The organism is Ligilactobacillus ubinensis (assembly GCF_024160875.1).
Lineage (GTDB): Bacteria > Bacillota > Bacilli > Lactobacillales > Lactobacillaceae > Ligilactobacillus > Ligilactobacillus ubinensis.
The window spans coordinates 61,538-78,628 of the sequence record NZ_JAIULA010000010.1 but is presented as its reverse complement, the minus strand read 5'-3'; the positions used below and the strand labels follow the sequence as shown (position 1 = coordinate 78,628).

The 17,091-nt window shown below is 33.5% G+C and carries 18 protein-coding genes; 15 read left to right on the top strand and 3 right to left on the bottom strand.

Annotated elements, in window-relative coordinates:
• Positions 1-70 precede the first annotated feature (70 nt).
• From pepV to LB941_RS06605, 3 genes are all read left to right on the top strand, one after another.
• On the top strand, positions 71-1,474 hold the full coding sequence (pepV, locus tag LB941_RS06615; protein ID WP_253360512.1) for a dipeptidase PepV: 1,404 nt from the start codon (positions 71-73) through the stop codon (positions 1,472-1,474).
• A 235-nt stretch (positions 1,475-1,709) separates the two neighbouring features.
• Positions 1,710-1,964 (top strand): hypothetical protein, encoded by a 255-nt coding sequence (locus LB941_RS06610; protein WP_253360510.1) that lies wholly within the window; start codon positions 1,710-1,712, stop codon positions 1,962-1,964.
• A 58-nt stretch (positions 1,965-2,022) separates the two neighbouring features.
• Positions 2,023-2,223: a DUF4649 family protein gene (locus tag LB941_RS06605; RefSeq protein WP_253360508.1), complete on the top strand. Its 201-nt coding sequence runs from the start codon at positions 2,023-2,025 to the stop codon at positions 2,221-2,223.
• Positions 2,224-2,541: 318 nt separating this feature from the next.
• On the opposite strand, the gene LB941_RS06600 is transcribed toward LB941_RS06605, so the two are convergent.
• Positions 2,542-3,168, bottom strand: coding sequence for a LexA family protein (locus LB941_RS06600; protein ID WP_253360507.1), 627 nt, complete (start codon positions 3,166-3,168; stop codon positions 2,542-2,544).
• 146 nt (positions 3,169-3,314) lie between these two features.
• Between LB941_RS06600 and LB941_RS06595 the strand changes: the two genes are divergently transcribed.
• Positions 3,315-3,557, top strand: coding sequence for a helix-turn-helix transcriptional regulator (locus tag LB941_RS06595; protein ID WP_253360506.1), 243 nt, complete (start codon positions 3,315-3,317; stop codon positions 3,555-3,557).
• A gap of 76 nt (positions 3,558-3,633) precedes the next feature.
• Here LB941_RS06595 and LB941_RS06590 read toward each other — a convergent pair whose 3' ends face one another.
• A complete protein-coding gene (locus LB941_RS06590; protein ID WP_253360505.1) occupies positions 3,634-4,449 on the bottom strand; it encodes an SPFH domain-containing protein in 816 nt (271 codons plus the stop codon).
• A 36-nt stretch (positions 4,450-4,485) separates the two neighbouring features.
• Positions 4,486-4,827, bottom strand: coding sequence for a hypothetical protein (locus LB941_RS06585; protein WP_253360504.1), 342 nt, complete (start codon positions 4,825-4,827; stop codon positions 4,486-4,488).
• A gap of 214 nt (positions 4,828-5,041) precedes the next feature.
• Between LB941_RS06585 and gmk the strand changes: the two genes are divergently transcribed.
• The 11 genes from gmk to LB941_RS06530 all read left to right on the top strand — a co-directional run bounded on the left by gmk (position 5,042) and on the right by LB941_RS06530 (position 17,015).
• Complete coding sequence (gene gmk / locus LB941_RS06580) at positions 5,042-5,662, top strand: guanylate kinase (RefSeq protein ID WP_253360503.1); 621 nt, start codon at positions 5,042-5,044, stop codon at positions 5,660-5,662.
• Positions 5,659-5,853 (top strand): DNA-directed RNA polymerase subunit omega, encoded by a 195-nt coding sequence (rpoZ, locus tag LB941_RS06575; RefSeq protein WP_253360502.1) that lies wholly within the window; start codon positions 5,659-5,661, stop codon positions 5,851-5,853. Before gmk ends, rpoZ begins: the two co-directional genes overlap by 4 nt.
• A 158-nt stretch (positions 5,854-6,011) precedes the next feature.
• Positions 6,012-7,202 carry a bifunctional phosphopantothenoylcysteine decarboxylase/phosphopantothenate--cysteine ligase CoaBC gene (gene coaBC / locus LB941_RS06570; RefSeq protein ID WP_253360501.1) on the top strand — a complete coding sequence of 397 codons (1,191 nt, stop codon included), beginning with the start codon at positions 6,012-6,014 and terminating at the stop codon, positions 7,200-7,202.
• An 11-nt stretch (positions 7,203-7,213) separates the two neighbouring features.
• Positions 7,214-9,634 (top strand): primosomal protein N', encoded by a 2,421-nt coding sequence (priA, locus tag LB941_RS06565; RefSeq protein WP_253360533.1) that lies wholly within the window; start codon positions 7,214-7,216, stop codon positions 9,632-9,634.
• A 13-nt stretch (positions 9,635-9,647) separates the two neighbouring features.
• Positions 9,648-10,601 carry a methionyl-tRNA formyltransferase gene (gene fmt / locus LB941_RS06560; protein ID WP_253360500.1) on the top strand — a complete coding sequence of 318 codons (954 nt, stop codon included), beginning with the start codon at positions 9,648-9,650 and terminating at the stop codon, positions 10,599-10,601.
• Positions 10,594-11,943 (top strand): 16S rRNA (cytosine(967)-C(5))-methyltransferase RsmB, encoded by a 1,350-nt coding sequence (gene rsmB / locus LB941_RS06555; protein WP_253360499.1) that lies wholly within the window; start codon positions 10,594-10,596, stop codon positions 11,941-11,943. The genes fmt and rsmB overlap by 8 nt, the downstream gene beginning before the upstream one ends.
• A 28-nt stretch (positions 11,944-11,971) precedes the next feature.
• Positions 11,972-12,718, top strand: coding sequence for a Stp1/IreP family PP2C-type Ser/Thr phosphatase (locus LB941_RS06550; protein WP_253360532.1), 747 nt, complete (start codon positions 11,972-11,974; stop codon positions 12,716-12,718).
• Positions 12,718-14,634: a Stk1 family PASTA domain-containing Ser/Thr kinase gene (gene pknB, locus LB941_RS06545; RefSeq protein ID WP_253360498.1), complete on the top strand. Its 1,917-nt coding sequence runs from the start codon at positions 12,718-12,720 to the stop codon at positions 14,632-14,634. The genes LB941_RS06550 and pknB overlap by 1 nt, the downstream gene beginning before the upstream one ends.
• A gap of 172 nt (positions 14,635-14,806) precedes the next feature.
• Entirely contained in the window at positions 14,807-15,691 is an 885-nt protein-coding gene (gene rsgA, locus LB941_RS06540; RefSeq protein WP_253360497.1) for a ribosome small subunit-dependent GTPase A, read from the top strand.
• Between the two features lie 18 nt (positions 15,692-15,709).
• Positions 15,710-16,366, top strand: a complete 657-nt coding sequence (gene rpe, locus LB941_RS06535; RefSeq protein WP_253360496.1) for a ribulose-phosphate 3-epimerase — start codon at positions 15,710-15,712, stop codon at positions 16,364-16,366.
• Positions 16,356-17,015 carry a thiamine diphosphokinase gene (locus LB941_RS06530; protein ID WP_253360495.1) on the top strand — a complete coding sequence of 220 codons (660 nt, stop codon included), beginning with the start codon at positions 16,356-16,358 and terminating at the stop codon, positions 17,013-17,015. Before rpe ends, LB941_RS06530 begins: the two co-directional genes overlap by 11 nt.
• Positions 17,016-17,091: the final 76 nt, after the last annotated feature.

The following is a 17,091-nucleotide window of genomic DNA, read 5'->3' as shown; positions in this document are numbered from 1 at the left end:
CGCATTATCATAGAAGTCAAGATTCTTTTTGTATGGTAAAATGAACTAAAGTGATTTAGGAGGAATAAGGATGATAATTAATTGGCAAACTGAAGTATTAAAACGTAAAGAAGACTTATTAAGAGATTTGAAATCAATGTTACAAATTCAAAGCGTAAGAGATGAAACACTTGCAACTAAGAGTGCACCACTAGGGCCAGGCCCCAAAAAAGCACTTGATAACTTTTTAGAAATTGGGAAAAGAGACGGGTTTGAAACTTTAGAATTAGATGGATTAGCTGGACATATAGCGTATGGGCAAGGAGATGAGACACTTGCTATTTTGGGGCATGTCGATGTAATGCCTGCAGGTAAAGGATGGAATACGGATCCTTTTGTACCAACAATAAAAGATGGTCGCTTGTATGCCAGAGGTGCATCTGATGATAAAGGACCTAGCATGGCTGCTTATTATGGACTTAAAATTGTGAAAGAGTTAGGCTTACCAATTAACAAAAAAATTAGATTTATCCTTGGAACAGACGAGGAAAGTCAATGGCGTGGAATGACACATTATTTTGATAAAATGCCAGCACCAGATTTTGGCTTTTCGCCGGATGCTTTTTTTCCAATTATTAATGGAGAAAAGGGAAATGTAACATTTGTTGTAAAATTTAAAGGAGATAATAAGAAAGCACCAACAAAATTACTACACTTTGAAGCTGGATTACGTGAAAATATGGTTCCACGAGATGCATCAGCAATTATTATTGCAGATAATTATAGTGAAATTGCAGATGATTTCAATAAATTTATTCAAAGCAATCCAATTTCAGGGGAAATACATGCTAAAAATGACAAAATAGTGCTTGAATTAATAGGCAAAGCAGCTCATGCACAAGAGCCAAAAAATGGTGAAAATGCTGGAACCTATTTAGCTAAATTTTTACAAAAATATGAATTTGCAGGAGATGCCAAAGATTTTATTGATTTTGCGGCAAATTATTTACATCTTGATTCTAGAATGAAAAAAATGGATGCAGCATTCAGTGATGAAATAATGGGTGATCTGACGATGAACGCTGGGATTTTCAATTTTGATGAAGAATCAACTAATAATACAATTACGTTAAATTTCCGTTTTCCAAAGGGAATGGACGAAAATGATATAAGGAGTAGTATTGATAAAGTTACTTCAAAAATGAATGTTTCATTAGAACAAGGTAGAGTGCAAGTACCGCATTACGTTTCACCTAAAGATCCACTAGTTAAAACATTACTTGATGTTTATCAACGCCAGACAGGTCAAGAAGCCCAAGGAATGGTTGTTGGTGGTGGAACTTATGGTCGACTTATGAAGCGCGGCGTTGCTTTTGGAGCAATGTTTCCAGGTGTTCCGGATACAATGCATCAAGCAAATGAGTTTATTCCGGTAGATGATGTACTAAAGGCAGCAGCAATTTATGCTGAAGCAATTTATGAATTAACAAAATAATTTGATATATTTATTGAGAGATAAGACTAAGAAGTTTTTCTTTTTAGTCTTATTTGTTATCTATTTATAAAATAGTTGATAATGTTCAATTACAAAGAAAGCTAATAGAATACAGAGAAAATGTATTATTGAAGTAGTAAATCGAAATATGAATATAGGCAGTGGTTTGTAATTCTTTGAAAAAATAAGTTAAAAGTTGTAGAATTAAATTATAGTTATGAAAGGAGTTTCAAATATGGTGGAAGTCAATAATAAATTTATTAAGCAGGTTTTAGACAATGTAATTGCAAGTGATAGCAATTCAAAAACATATTCAGTTCCTAGTAGGCGCGAAAATTTAGAAATTCGTATTGATAATAATGTGCTAGATAAACTAATAAGTAATGATCGTTTTGAAAAGATGATCAAAAATTTGCTTCGTACAAAGTCTAAAGCTACTCAAAAAGAAGTAGTCAATATTTCTAAAAGAAACTATCGTATTTTTTTATAAGTTAATTTCTATGTTTTATTTAAAGAAAGGCTTGCTACTTGAGAAGGAGATGAAGAATATGTTAGAAATATTTTATACGGCTGATGGTGAAAAGAAAAGTATGCAATTTAAAGATCCAGCAGCATTTGTTGCAAATTTACAACTTGAGGTGCCTGCTTTACAAGATCACTACAGAGTGGATAATGTTCTGATTAATGGACAGAAAGATATAGACTTTAAAGGTAAAACGGTAGTAGATTTATTCAATTTTTATCTTTAGTGCAAATGAATGTATTTTTAAGTATCAATGTAAAAGAGTAGAAAGTTATTAGAGTTAGCAGGCAAGTAATTGATATATTGTTGAAATAGCAACTGTAGATTGGATATTCTTCTAATCTAGGTGCTTTTTTTTTTAAACTTTTTAATTGGACTGCTAAAAAATGAAATTAGTTACAGAACTTGATCAGTATAAGTTAGATAATAATAAAGTCAATTATATATCTAAAAAAATATTGTGTAATGGTGTAAAAAAATCCGAGAATATATTGTAACTACTCGGATATTTATGTAAATTTATTAGTAATTGAAGTTGAATGTTTTATAATTCAATAACGATTCTGATGGCTTTACCTAATATTCTTGCGGGATTATCCTCATTTATTATAATTGGGCTATAGTCTGAATTATCAGGTATCAAAAAAGTTACACCATTCGATCTTTTAATTCTTTTAAGCGTGGCTTCATTATTATTCATTAATAAAACTGCCGCAATTTCCCCATCTTCGACATCATTTTGTTGTCTAATTAAGACCTTAGAACCATTTGGAATAGTGGGTTTCATGGAAAAGCCTTCTGCTTTTAAATAAAAACATTTTCCCGACGGTAAATAAGTAGATGGTTCATCAATGTAACCATCTATATTTTCTTCAGCTAATATAGAATCGCCACAGGCTATCGTTCCGAGTAATGGGATTTTAACTGTTTTAATTACAGGAATAACATTAGGGAGTTTACGTTCGACTAAATCTATTTTCTCAATGTTGAAATAGTTAGCTAGTAATTCAATTTTATCAATTCGAGGATAGGTTTTGCCATTTATCCAATCACTAACTGTGGTGTATTTTAGATTTAAATCTGCTACAAGCTTATTACGATCAATTCCGCGCGATTTCATATAATATTTAATGTTTTCAGACATTATCTCTTTATTTCCTAAGTCAGACATTAATTCATCTCCTTTACAATTGAATATTATACGATTGAACCGTAAATAATACAATTAAAAGGGTTATTAATTACGGTTTATGTTGAATATGTCATTGACTTTACGGTTAAACCGTTATATCATATTTGTAAAAAGGAGGATTATCTATGAAATTAACGCTAAAAGCATTGCGTGTATTATATGGTATGACACAAAAGGAAGTAGCTGAAAAGATTGGTGTTAGCGTCGATACATGGTCAAGCTATGAAAATGCAAATACTTTTCCAAATACAAAAATACTAAATAAAATCCAGGAAATATTTGGAATAAGTTATAATGATTTAGTTTTTTCTCGTTATATACGGTTAAACCGTGAAAATGAGATAAAAAATCATAAAACTAAGCCGTAAAGAAATAATTTTATGATTTTTATAATATTCAAATTTGAGTTAGTACATAATGTATGGAACAAATAGTAAGAATAGCTTAATTATTTTCTTGTTCTAGCATTTTCTTAATTACAGGAACTTGACCTAATGAGGTTATTTCATCTTTTGAAAGTACAATCAGATTTGTTTTAGATTGAGCTAATTCGCTAAAAGCATGGATACTTTGATCTTTAAAGTAATTTTCAGTAACTGTTTTTAAACTGTCTTGTATTTTATTTATTCGATAGTTTTCAGCATCAGCTTGTGTTCTCGTTGCTTGAGCTTGGGCTTGAGCTGTTTCCACTAAAGCCTTATTATGTGCATCTGTGGTTAATTTAATATTCTGGGCTTCACCTTGAGCTCGCGCAATGGTTGCAATCCGTTCGCGATCAGCTGTTAGTTGTTTATCCATAGCTTCTTGAATGGAGGTAGAAGGTGTCAATTCATCAATATTAACTCGATCAACATTAATACCATAAATATTTGTTAGATCACCGATAGCACTTGCAAGATCTGCATTAATTTTGGACGTCGAACCTAGAGCATCAGTTAACTCAAGTCTACCAATAATATCACGTAAATGTCCACGAACTAATTGGGCCATTGATTTTACTGAATCAGTATTTTCATATACATATTTTTGTGCATCTGTGACATGGTAGTTTAAAGTTACGCTAGCTTTAATATCTGCATTATCTTTTGTAATAACAGAGTATTGTGAAAGCTGTAAAGGCCGCATTGCAAGATTTACAGTTTGAATGTGTTGGATTAGTGGAATATAAAAATGCAATCCAGCATTAATACTGTGACTGTATTTTCCGAGCGTTTCGACTAAGCCTTGACAATTTTGTTGAACAATTTTGATTCCGAACATTGTATTTCCCCCATATAGTTTAATAAGTTTGATGAACTATTTAATTGGTCGTAAAGTAAGAATATTTCCGTTAGCTTCGATTACAATATATTTTTTAGTAGAATCAAAGCTTAAATTGCTTTCAATTAGATACCGATAAAATATGCCATTTACCTGAACAAGACCATTTTTTGAATCAACTTGTGTGTTTGAAACTATTTGACCGATGAATTGTCTATTTTCAAGCGAAGTAGCAGAATCTGGTCGATTAGATAAAAAGTCTTCAATTATATTTTGCAAGAGACTATTTAAGCTACGATTCTGATCTTTTGCAATTGATTCTAGCTGGCTTTTTAGATTCTTGGATATTCGCAATAGAAAACTAGTTGTATCATTCATTTTGGTCACCTCTATTTCTAGATAGTTAGTTAACTGATTGAATGATATCATAATGATATCAAAAAAGCAAAAAATATTGAGTGTTTTTTTAGAAAATGAAATAAAACACGACATTAAAATGAATTTTTTATGGGATTTTAAAATGAAGGCTTGCAAAAGCGCGAAAATCAGTGCAATATAATAGTTATAACTATTATTTGAGGAGTTTTCAAGCATGTCTAAAAGAGGAATGTTAATAGTACTTTCAGGTCCTTCAGGTGTAGGTAAGGGAACAGTTAGAAAGGCTATTTTTTCACAAGATAACAACAAATTTGATTATTCAGTGTCAATGACCACTAGACCGAAGCGTCCAGGAGAAGTCGAAGGAAAAGATTATTATTTCGTATCCAAGGAAGAATTTGAAAGAGAAATTGTAGAAGGCGGCATGCTTGAATATGCGCAATACGTTGACAATTATTATGGTACACCGTTAAAATATGTTAACGAAATGCTAGATGAAGGAAAAGATGTTTTCTTAGAGATTGAAGTCAGAGGTGCAATGCAAGTTAGAGAAAAGGTTCCTGATGGCTTATTTATCTTTTTAACGCCACCTGATTTGATGGAATTACGTCAACGTTTGGTTAATCGTGGTACTGATAATTTAGAGGTCATTGATATGCGCATGAAAAAGGCAGTTGGCGAAATTGAAATGATGCAGAATTATGATTATGCGGTAGTAAATGATGAGGTTGCTGAAGCGGCTGAAAAAATCAAAACAATTATTCGAGCTGAACGTTGGCGTGTAAAGCGTTTCTTGCCAGATTATAAAAAACAAATAGGAGATGTGCTTAAATGATATTATATCCGTCAGTAGATGATTTATTAGAACGTGTTGATTCACGGTACTCGTTAATTATGTTAGCTTCAAAACGTGCTCACGAATTGGATAGTGGAAAAATGCCTATGTTGAATAAGTATCAATCAGTTAAAAGTGTGGGACGCGCATTAGAAGAAGTTGTTGCTGGTGATTTAAAGATTAAAGAATAGGTATCAGCAAAGTCAACTTTAGTGATATAAACACTATAAAGCTAAGAAAAGAAGGTGGCACCAAGATAGCGCCTTTTTTCTTAGCTTTTTTAGCTTGGTATATCTAATAAAAATTGTTACAATGGATTTAAGATTGACTTGAAAGGAAGGCGTTGAATGTGGAACAAAAACGCATTGCAGTATATATTACAGGTGGTATTGCAACATATAAAGCAGTATCTTTAGTCCGTTTATTGATTAAAAACGGTATGTTAGTTCGAGTAGCAATGACAAAAGGAGCACAAAAATTTGTTACCCCCTTAACTTTTGCAACTTTGACAAAACATGATGTATATACGGATGTTTTCAATGTTAACGACAATGAATTTGTACCACATATTGCTTTAGCAGATTGGAGTGATATTGCACTTGTTGTACCAGCAACTGCAAATATAGTTGCTAAAATGACACATGGAATTGCGGATGATATTGTTTCAACGGCTTTATTAGCAACTGATACACCTAAATTTGTAGTTCCTGCAATGAATGAAAAGATGCTACTAAATAAAGCAACTATTCGTAACTTAAAGCAACTTGTAGCCGATGGAGTACATATTCTAGAACCGGCTACAGGCTTTTTGGCAGAGGGATATAGTGGTAAAGGTAGAATGCCAGAACCTGAAGAAATATATGAGTGGTTGCAAGCTAGTTTTAAGATACAACAGGATTTTCTAAATAAGAATATTGTTATAACGGCTGGAGGTACACAAGAAAACTTAGATCCAGTGCGTTATTTGACGAATAGATCAAGTGGAAAAATGGGATATGCTTTAGCTAAAGTGGCTCAAAAAAGAGGAGCTAATGTTACTTTGATTTCTGGAGTAACTAAGCTAAGTCCACCAGTAGGAATAGAAGTTAAAAAAGTAATAACAACCGCTGATATGGCAACTACTGTAAAAATAGCTTTTGAAAAAGCAGATATAATGATTATGGCAGCAGCAGTTTCTGATTATCGTGTTGCTAATCCTGCAAAGCAGAAAGTAAAAAAGGATAATGACCATTGGCTAGTTGATTTAGTAAAAAATGAAGATATTTTAAAAAGTTTAGGTAAGTTAAAGGGAAAGCAAATTTTGGTAGGCTTTGCAGCTGAAACAGAGAATTTAATAGCTAATGCATCTAAAAAAATGTTAGCAAAAAATCTTGATTTATTGGTTGCAAACGATGTTTCGCGAAATGATATTGGCTTTGGAACTGATGAAAATGAAGTTACATTATTACAGCCTAATCAAGATGCAATTCAGCTGAAACGAGCGAATAAAGATAAGATAGCAGATAAAATTCTTGATACAATTCTTAAAATTAAAAATTAAAGAGCGAGGAAATTAAAATGTACGCAGAGGTTATTGTTGATGTAGCAACAATGCAGACCAATCAACCATATACATATGTAATCCCGTCAGAATTTGTTAATCAAATTGAGGTTGGGATGAGAGTTGTTGTTGGATTCGGTCGAGGTAATCGGCGCGTGCAAGGTTTTATTACTAAAATATTAGCAGAGACGACACTTGCTGGACCAATCAAACCAATACTTTCTATTCAAGATATAACACCAGTTTTAAATACCGAAGCAATGTTATTAGCTGATTGGTTGGCGAAATACACTTTTTCTTTTAAAATAAGTTGTTTGCAAGCTTTATTACCTAGTGCAATGCGCGCAAAATATCTTAAAACATTACGTTTAAAAACACAAGATGTTTCACATGAAGTTTTGACTCTTTTTGAAGATAAAGATGAAATTAACTTTGATGATGATAAAATATGCTCAAATTTGCGAGCAGAATTAGTAAGGTTATGTAAAAAAGACAAGTTAGAGATTATTTCGCATGTTAAAGATAAAGTGCAAGTGAAAAAAGTACCAGCTATAATTCGTATTTTGGATGACCATGATTTGCAATTAGAAAAAAGTAAATTACGTCAAACAGCAGCCAAACAGCTAGTTTTGCTAAATTATCTATTGAATATACCTGTCGGAAAAGAAATTTTGCAAGCAGATATACAAGCAAAAACAGGGTTGACGGCTGTTAATTTTAAAAATGGAGCTACTAAGGGGTGGCTAAGGCAAGTAAAAGTTGAAAAGTATCGTAATCCATATATGGATGTAAATATTAAAGCAACAAAGCCCCTAAAATTACTTCCGCAACAACAAGAAGCTACAAAAAAAATTAATGATGAAATTTTGCAGCATAATCATCGGGTATTCTTATTACAAGGTGTAACAGGTAGCGGGAAAACAGAAGTATATTTACAGTCGATAGCCTATGCTTTAAAACAAGGGAAGCAAGCGCTGATGCTTGTCCCAGAAATATCCTTAACTCCACAGATAACCCGACTTGTTAAAAGCCGCTTTGGACAAGATGTTGCAATGCTACATAGTGGATTATCTGAGGGTGAAAAATATGATGAATGGCGGCGAATCGAACGCAAGGAAGCTAATGTTGTTGTTGGAACACGTTCGGCAATTTTTGCGCCATTGACAAATATAGGCATTATTATTGTAGATGAAGAACATGAATCTAGCTATAAACAAGAAGACATGCCACGCTATCATGCGCGCGATGTTGCAATTTGGCGAGGTAAGTATCATGATTGCCCAGTTATTTTAGGAAGTGCAACTCCAAGTTTGGAAACACGAGCAAGAGCACAAAAAAATGTGTATGGTTGGTTACAATTAACGCAGCGGGCAAACGGTAATGCACTTCCACAAGTTAAATTAGTTGATATGCGACAAAAAGCACGCTTTGCACCTGCACCAGATATATCTAGTGATTTATTACAGGTTATTCAAAACAGGTTAAACAAAAAAGAGCAAGTCGTTTTAATGTTAAATAGACGTGGTTATTCATCTTTTGTAATGTGTCGAGAATGTGGATTTGTTTTAAAATGTCCTAACTGTGATATTTCGTTAACTTTGCACATGAATACAAGAAGCATGCGTTGTCATTATTGCGGTCATGAAGAGGCTATTCCTCAAAGTTGTCCAAGTTGTCGCGGAAAACATATTGGATATTATGGAACAGGAACAGAAAAAATTGAAACAGAGTTGCAAGAACTTTTGCCAACTGCGCGAATTTTACGAATGGATGTGGATACAACTAGACGCAAAGGAGCACATGAGCGTTTATTAACTGAATTTGGCGAAAAAAAAGCGGATATTCTGTTAGGAACACAAATGATTGCTAAGGGATTAAATTTTCCAAATGTTACTTTGGTAGGAGTTTTAAATGCTGATACAGCACTTGAGTTACCTGATTTTAGAGCTAGTGAGAAGACATTTCAACTATTAACTCAAGTGAGTGGGAGAGCAGGGAGAGCAGAAAAAAAGGGTGAAGTTTTAGTTCAAACATTTAATCCTGATAATTATGCAATTAAATTGGCACAAGCACAAAACTATGAACAATATTTTAGTAAAGAAATGAGATTGCGCCATCGAGGAGGATATCCGCCATATTATTATACGATTCAAATTACGACGAGTTTTAGTGATGAAGTAACGGCTGCCAAAAAGATTTTTCAAATTGCGGAACAGTTAAAGCAAGTTTTAACAGCAGAGGCACAAATTTTAGGGCCAACACCACGTTCTATTATGCGGATAAATAATCGTTACTACTATCAACTAGTAATTAAATATAAAAATGAACCTAAATTGAATGAGTACTTACAGAAACTACTTATTCATAGCCAAAAAGATGAAAGAAAAGGATTGAAATTGATTATTGACAGAGATCCGAGAAACTTTATTTAAGGACGTGAAAAAGATGACATCAATTGTATTTATGGGGACACCACAGTTTGCAGCTGTAATTCTAGAAGGGTTAATTGAAAAGAATTATGACATTAAAGCGGTGGTGACACAACCAGATAGGCCAGTGGGAAGAAAACATGTTTTAACAGCTTCTCCAGTGAAGAAAATAGCAGTTAAATATGGGATTGAAGTTTTGCAGCCGCAAAAAATGAGTGGCAGTTTTGAAATGCAACGTATAATAGAAATTGCACCAGATTTAATTGTAACAGCTGCATTTGGACAGTTCTTACCTGATAAATTAATAGCAGCGGCTAAACATGCGGCTATTAATGTTCATGGTTCATTATTGCCTAAGTATCGTGGAGGAGCACCTGTACAATATGCAATAATGAATGGAGATAAAAAAACAGGTGTGACAATCATTTATATGATTAAAAAGATGGATGCGGGCGATATGTTAGCCCAAGCAACTCTTCCAATTGAAATTGATGATGATAATGCTTCAATTTTTGCTAAAATGAGTATCTTAGGTCGTGATGTTTTATTAGAAACAATTCCTAAGTTAATGACAGGTAAAATTAATGCGAAAAAGCAAGATGAAACAAAGGTGGTGTTCTCACCTACGATTAAACCGGAAGAAGAAATGTTAACACTTATGATGGATGCCAAACAATTGGATTGGAAGATTAGGGCATTACGTCCAGCGCCTGGTGCATATTTTCCTAATATGAATGGTAAGCGTACGAAGCTTTGGAACATTACCCCGCTGGATGTTAAAACAAAGGATCCAGCTGGAACAGTTGAACTAGTAACCAAGCATGAATTACATGTAGCTGGTGCAAATGGAAGTATATACAAAATAAATGAGCTACAACCAGCTGGCAAGCCACGTTTAAAGGTGACGGATTACTTAAATGGTGTAGGTAAAGAAATAAAACAAGGTCAAAGGATTATTATGGATGAATAAAAATATTAAACAAACACCTCGTTATTTAGCGGTAGAATTATTAACTAATGTTTTGCAACAAGGAACATATTCTAACTTGGGCTTAAATCAAATAATCTTAAAGCAGCGGTTATCTGATCGAGATGCACATCTATTAACCAATATTGTGTATGGTGTGATTCAAAATAGATTAACACTTGAATATTATTTAGCCCCATTTATAAAGAAAACTAAAAAAATAGATTTTTGGGTAGAAATGTTGTTACTTTCGGCAATTTATCAGATGGAATATTTAGATAAAATACCAGTACGAGCTATTTTTAATGAAAGTATAGAAATTGCCAAAGCCCGTGGACATGAAGGAATCCGTAAATATGTAACAGGAATATTGCATAGTTTGAAACGACATGGAGTTCCACCTTTAACAGAGATTAAAAATGAGAAAGATCAACTTAGTATTTCATCAAGCACACCTATGTGGCTAGTGGAAGAATTAATTACGCAAGTGGGGATAAAAAAGACGAGAAACATTTTGGCGACTATCAACCAGGTGCCTCAGCAAAGTGTTCGTGTTAATTTAGCCAAAACAAGCATATCCAAAGTTATACAAGACTTAGCAACAGAGGGTTACGATATAAATCAAAGTACTCTTACACCACTTGCATTGCATTTTAATAAGGGCTTTGCACCAGATAGCAAGGCATTTAAACAAGGCAAGATTATAGTTCAAGATGAAAGTGCAATGCTTGCAGTTGAATCTATGCAAATTTGCGCAAGTGATTATGTGCTAGATGCTTGTGCGGCTCCTGGTGGCAAAACCACTCAAATTGCAATGGAACTTGATGAGAAAAAAGAGGGCTGTGTCTGTGCATTAGATATCCATGCTCATAAAGTAAAATTAATAGAAAAAAATGCCAAAAGATTAGGTGTAGCAACACGAGTTGCAGCACAAAAATTAGATGCACGCAATGTTCAAAGTGAATTTTCTATAGAAAGTTTTGATAAAATACTTGTTGATGCACCATGTTCTGGTATAGGATTAATACGACGCAAACCAGAAATAAAGTATATGAAGACAAAAGAAGATTCGTTGAATCTACAAAAAATTCAAGCAGCCATTTTAGATGCTGTTGCTCCAACCTTAAAAAAAGGGGGATATCTAACATATAGTACTTGCACAATTTTAAATACAGAAAATCAAATGGTAATTGATGCTTTTTTAAAGAGACATTCTGATTTTGAACAGATTAAAACAAAAACAGCCAATGAAATTAAAGAAACGAGAGAAGAATTAGGATTAACAATATATCCAGATGACTATTTATCAGATGGTTTCTTTATTGCAACTTTACGCAAGAAATAACGATGAGGCTGTTGGTTGGGAGCTAAAAATGGATATAGCATATCAAAGTGATGTTGGACGTGCTCGTGAAAAAAATGAAGATAGTGTAGGCTATTTTAAAAATAAAGCTGGTGTTATTTTTGCAATTGTAGCAGACGGTTTAGGTGGACATCAAGGTGGAGAGGTTGCTTCGGAAATGGCTGTTTCTCACTTGGGATATCAATTTGAACAAACCAATTTTGAAGACTTGCAAAAAGCAATATTCTGGTTAGAAAATAGTGCTAAATACGAAAATGAGATGATTTTAAAGCGTGCGGATCAGTATTATGATTTAAATGGTATGGGAACGACCCTTGTCTGTGTGCTAGTTTTTAAAGATAGCTTTGTATTAGCTAATATTGGTGATAGCCGAGGCTATCTTTTACGAGAAGGCAAGTTGTCACAGTTGACAGAAGATCACTCATTGGTTAATGAATTGGTAAAACGTGGTGAAATTAGTGCTGAAGAAGCACGCAATCATCCTCAAAAAAACATAATTACACGTACATTAGGTATTTCTAATGCTGCAAAATTAGATATTAATAGTTTTGCAATTCAAAAAGATGATTATATATTGCTATGTAGTGATGGTTTAACTAATATGTTGACTAATGATCAACTGCAAGATGTTGTAAAAGATAAGAATCTATCGTTAACTTCAAAGTGTCAGAAACTAATTAAGAGTGCTAATGCAGCTGGTGGGTCGGATAATATTACATTATTGCTAATGCATTTAGATCGCGAGGTGAGTGACTAATGCGAGCTGGATATGTATTAAATGAACGCTACAAAATTATCCGAACGCTTGGAGAAGGTGGGATGGCCACAGTATATCTTGCAAAAGATATATTTTTGAATCGAGAAGTAGCAATTAAAATATTACGGTTAGATTTGCGGGATGACTCTAACGCTTTGAGACGCTTTCACAGAGAAGCACGAGCTCTTACAGAACTATCAAATCCACATATTGTTAATATTTATGATATTAGTGAAAAAAATGGACTACAGTATTTGGTGATGGAGTATGTTCCTGGAACAGATCTAAAAGAATATATCAATAAGAACTTTCCCTTTTCATATCAACGAGTTGTAGAAATTATGCAACAAATTTTAACTGCTGTTAGTGAGGCACATGAACATGGTATTATTCATCGCGATTTAAAACCACAAAACATACTAATTGATAATAATGGTGACGTTAAAATAACAGATTTTGGGATTGCTGTAGCAGTTGCTGAGGATACATTAACAAGAACGAATACTTTAATGGGATCAGTGCACTATATTTCACCAGAACAGGCACGTGGAAGTGTAATAACAAAGCAGTCAGACATCTATTCTTTAGGAATAATTATGTTTGAGATGCTTACGGGCCATGTTCCATATGAAGGAGAAACAGCTGTTTCAATAGCTTTAAAACATTACCAAAGTGAAATGCCTTCAGTGCGTATATATGATGAAAAAGTTCCACAAGCACTGGAAAATGTTATATTATGTGCAACGGCAAAGAACTTACATGATCGCTATCAAGATGTTGATGCAATGGCAAAAGATCTTGCTACTGTGTTAGCGCCAACACGAGCAAATGAGAGTAGATGGCAACCTACTAGTCAAGGCGATAACGATCAAACGATGGTATTGCCAAACTTAAATGAGACAAAAACAGTTGCTACTAAAAATAAGAAAAAATGGACTAAGAAAAGAAAAATAGTTACAGTTGGGATAGCATTGTTATTATTATGTGTTGGTGCTTTTTTGGTGTATCTTTTTAGCACACCAAAAGAAGTGAAAATTCCTGATTTAAGGGGAATGACACAAACAGAAGCAAAAGAAAGTTTGGAAGATGAAAGGTTAAAGATTGGAAAAGTAACTAAAAGATATAGTGATCGCTATTATTATGGTCAGATCATTACTACAGATCCAAGTGCAAATACTGTTGTCAAGCAAAATGGTACGGTTGATATAGTTTTATCTAAAGGTGAACAGAAGGTTAAGTTTGGAGATTATGAAGGTCAGTCTTATGATACCGTGGCTAAAAAGCTTAGGAAAAAAGATGTTAATGTAACTAAAACAAGTAGTTACTCAAATAAAATCGCCAAAGGGCATATTATTTCACAAAGTATATCGGCATCAAAAAAGGTTACTTTAAATAGTACAAATGTTGTTTTTACAGTAAGTGCAGGTGCTAAAAGTGAAAAAATACGTGATTTAACAAACTATACAGAAAAAAGTGTCCAAGATTATGCAAAAGATTTGGGCTTAGAATTAACGGTTACTGAAGAAGAGTCTAGTTCATCAATGTCTGGATTAGTTATCAGTCAAACACCTAGTGCAGGTACGAAAGTTACTTCAGGTGATGCACTAACAGTTGTTATTGCAAAATCCAATAATAGTGATTCATCAAGTACAAGTACTTCGACAACTAGCTCAGGAGCAACAACTTTTAGTTTTGATGTTACAGTTCCATATGCTTCAACGACTAGTTCGACAAACAAAGTTCAAATTTATTTATCAGATGACTCACATTCTTTTAGTGATGTTTATCAAACAGCAAGTATAACGCAAGATACTAATTTTACATTGACGTTTACGTTAAAGCCAAATGAAATTGGTAAATATAAAGTGGTTCGTGATGGTCAAACAATTGCTGAAAATGATAATGTATCTCATTAATATAAACGTAGTTAAGTAAGTGATAAAGAAGTATTTTAATCTCAACTTTAATTTGAAAAATAATTTTTTTAGATTGGTTGAGACAAATACTTCTTTTTTTATAATTTTGGTATTTAACTGGCACAATCGTTAAAATTTTAGTAAACTGTGATGAGAAAGGTAGGTCAATTATTTGGTAAAAGGACAAATTAGGCAATCTCTTAGCGGTTATTACGATGTAATGGGAGAAGATGGTATTGAATATCGAACACGAGCGCGAGGAAACTTTCGAAAGAAAGGAAAAACGCCATTAGTGGGGGATTGGGTAGATTTAAAAGCTGATAAGCCAAAAGAAGGTTATATATTAAAAATATATCCACGTAAAAACGAATTAATTCGGCCTCCAGTTGCTAATGTAGATGCAGCTGTTGTGGTAACAGCGTGTATAGAGCCGACATTTTCTAGTAATCTTTTAGATAGACAACTATTAATGCTAGAGATGAATAACATTAAGCCTATTTTGTATTTTTCAAAATTTGACTTATTGGATGATACAGAGACTTCAAAAATGCAAGTAATTATAGAATATTATAACCAACTGTATCAGACTTTTTGGAATAGCGAGCATTTTGAAGAAACTAGCTATGCTAGGTTATTAGATGCATTAAAAAAACAAATAGTTGTATTTATGGGGCAAACAGGTGCAGGTAAATCAACATTACTTAACAAACTAGATCCAAAATTGAATTTAAATACCGGCGAAATTTCAAAGGCATTAAGCCGCGGAAAACATACAACGAGAAAGACAACTTTATTGCCAATTGCGGAAAGTTTATTAGCTGATACGCCTGGCTTTTCTTCTTTTGATATTCTTGGAATAACTAAAGAAGAATTACCTAAGCTTTATCCTGAGTTTCGAAGACTAGCGGCAAAATGTAAATTTAGAGGTTGCTTACATGTAAATGAACCTAAGTGTGCAGTTAAAGATGCTGTTACTCAGGAGAAGATTCTTGCTAGTCGATATGATAATTACTTACAATTTCATAAAATGATTTTGAACCAAAAACCAAAGTATTAAAGTAAGGAGCGATTGAAAATGAAAATTGCACCATCAATTTTAAGTGCAGATTTTGCAAATTTAGAAACAGATATAAAAAAGGTAGCGAATGCAGAATATCTTCATATTGATATAATGGATGGTCACTTTGTAGATGATTTGACCTTTGGTGCTAATGTTGTACAGGCATTACGTAAGCATTCTGAGCAAGTTTTTGATTGTCATTTAATGGTTGAAAATCCAGACAAGTATATTGATTCATTTGCTCAGGCAGGTGCTGATATTATAGGAGTTCATGTTGAAGCAACACCGCATATTCACCGCGTGTTAAGTCATATAAAAAAAACTAGCGCAAAAGCAGGGGTTGTTATTAACCCGGGGACACCAATCACAGCGATAACAGAAGTTTTAGGTATGGTAGATCAAGTTTTAATAATGACTGTAGATCCAGGAATGGGTGGACAGGCTTTCTTAGAAGAGACAGTTGGTAAAGTAAAAGAACTTGCTCACTTAAAAGCGCAACATGGTTATAAATATGAGATTGAAGTAGATGGAGGAATTAACGACCAAACAATTAAAAAAGTTGCCGCAGTTGGAGCGACAGTAGCTGTGGCGGGATCATTTGTTTTTAATGCACAAGATCCTACTAAGCAGGTAGCCATATTACGTGAGGCGGCACAAATTAATGGAGATTAATATCTTAGTTGGAGGACCGAAAGAACAATTACCAGATAATTTTGCGCAAATTGTATTGTCAACTAAAGCTCCTGATGTGTGGGTAGGCGCAGATTATGGGGCGGTAACACTTTGTAGAATAGGAATAAATCCAAGTTTATCAATTGGAGATTTTGATTCTTCAGATAATGCGGAGCAGTTTTTAGTACAAATTAAGAGTCAAAAAATCATTAGTTCACGTTCTGAAAAAGATGATACGGACACGCAATTAGCTGTGCGATTAAGTAATCAATATTTTCCACATGCATCTGTAATAAGAATCTATGGTGCAACAGGTGGACGCTTAGATCACCTACTGTCTAATATTTTCTTTGTTTTAGCAGATGAATTTAAAAAAATTGCGCCTAAAATTGAGTTAATTGATCGTCAAAATAGCGTTAGATTTTATTTACCAGGAACCTATATTATTGAAAAAGAGCTAGATAAGAAATATCTAGCGTTTATACCACTAACAGCGGTTAAAAGTTTAACGTTAGTAGATGAAAAATATCGACTTACTAAAACTGATTTTAATGAACCTGTTTCGCTTGCTAGTAATGAATTTATGGGAGCAACAGGGACATTTGGCTTCTCATCAGGAGTTGTTTGTGTAATTCAAAGTACTGATTAAAATGAAACATAGAAATAGGGTAGATTGAGAAAATAATAGTCAATCTACCCTATATGTTCATTAAAATAATAGTTAG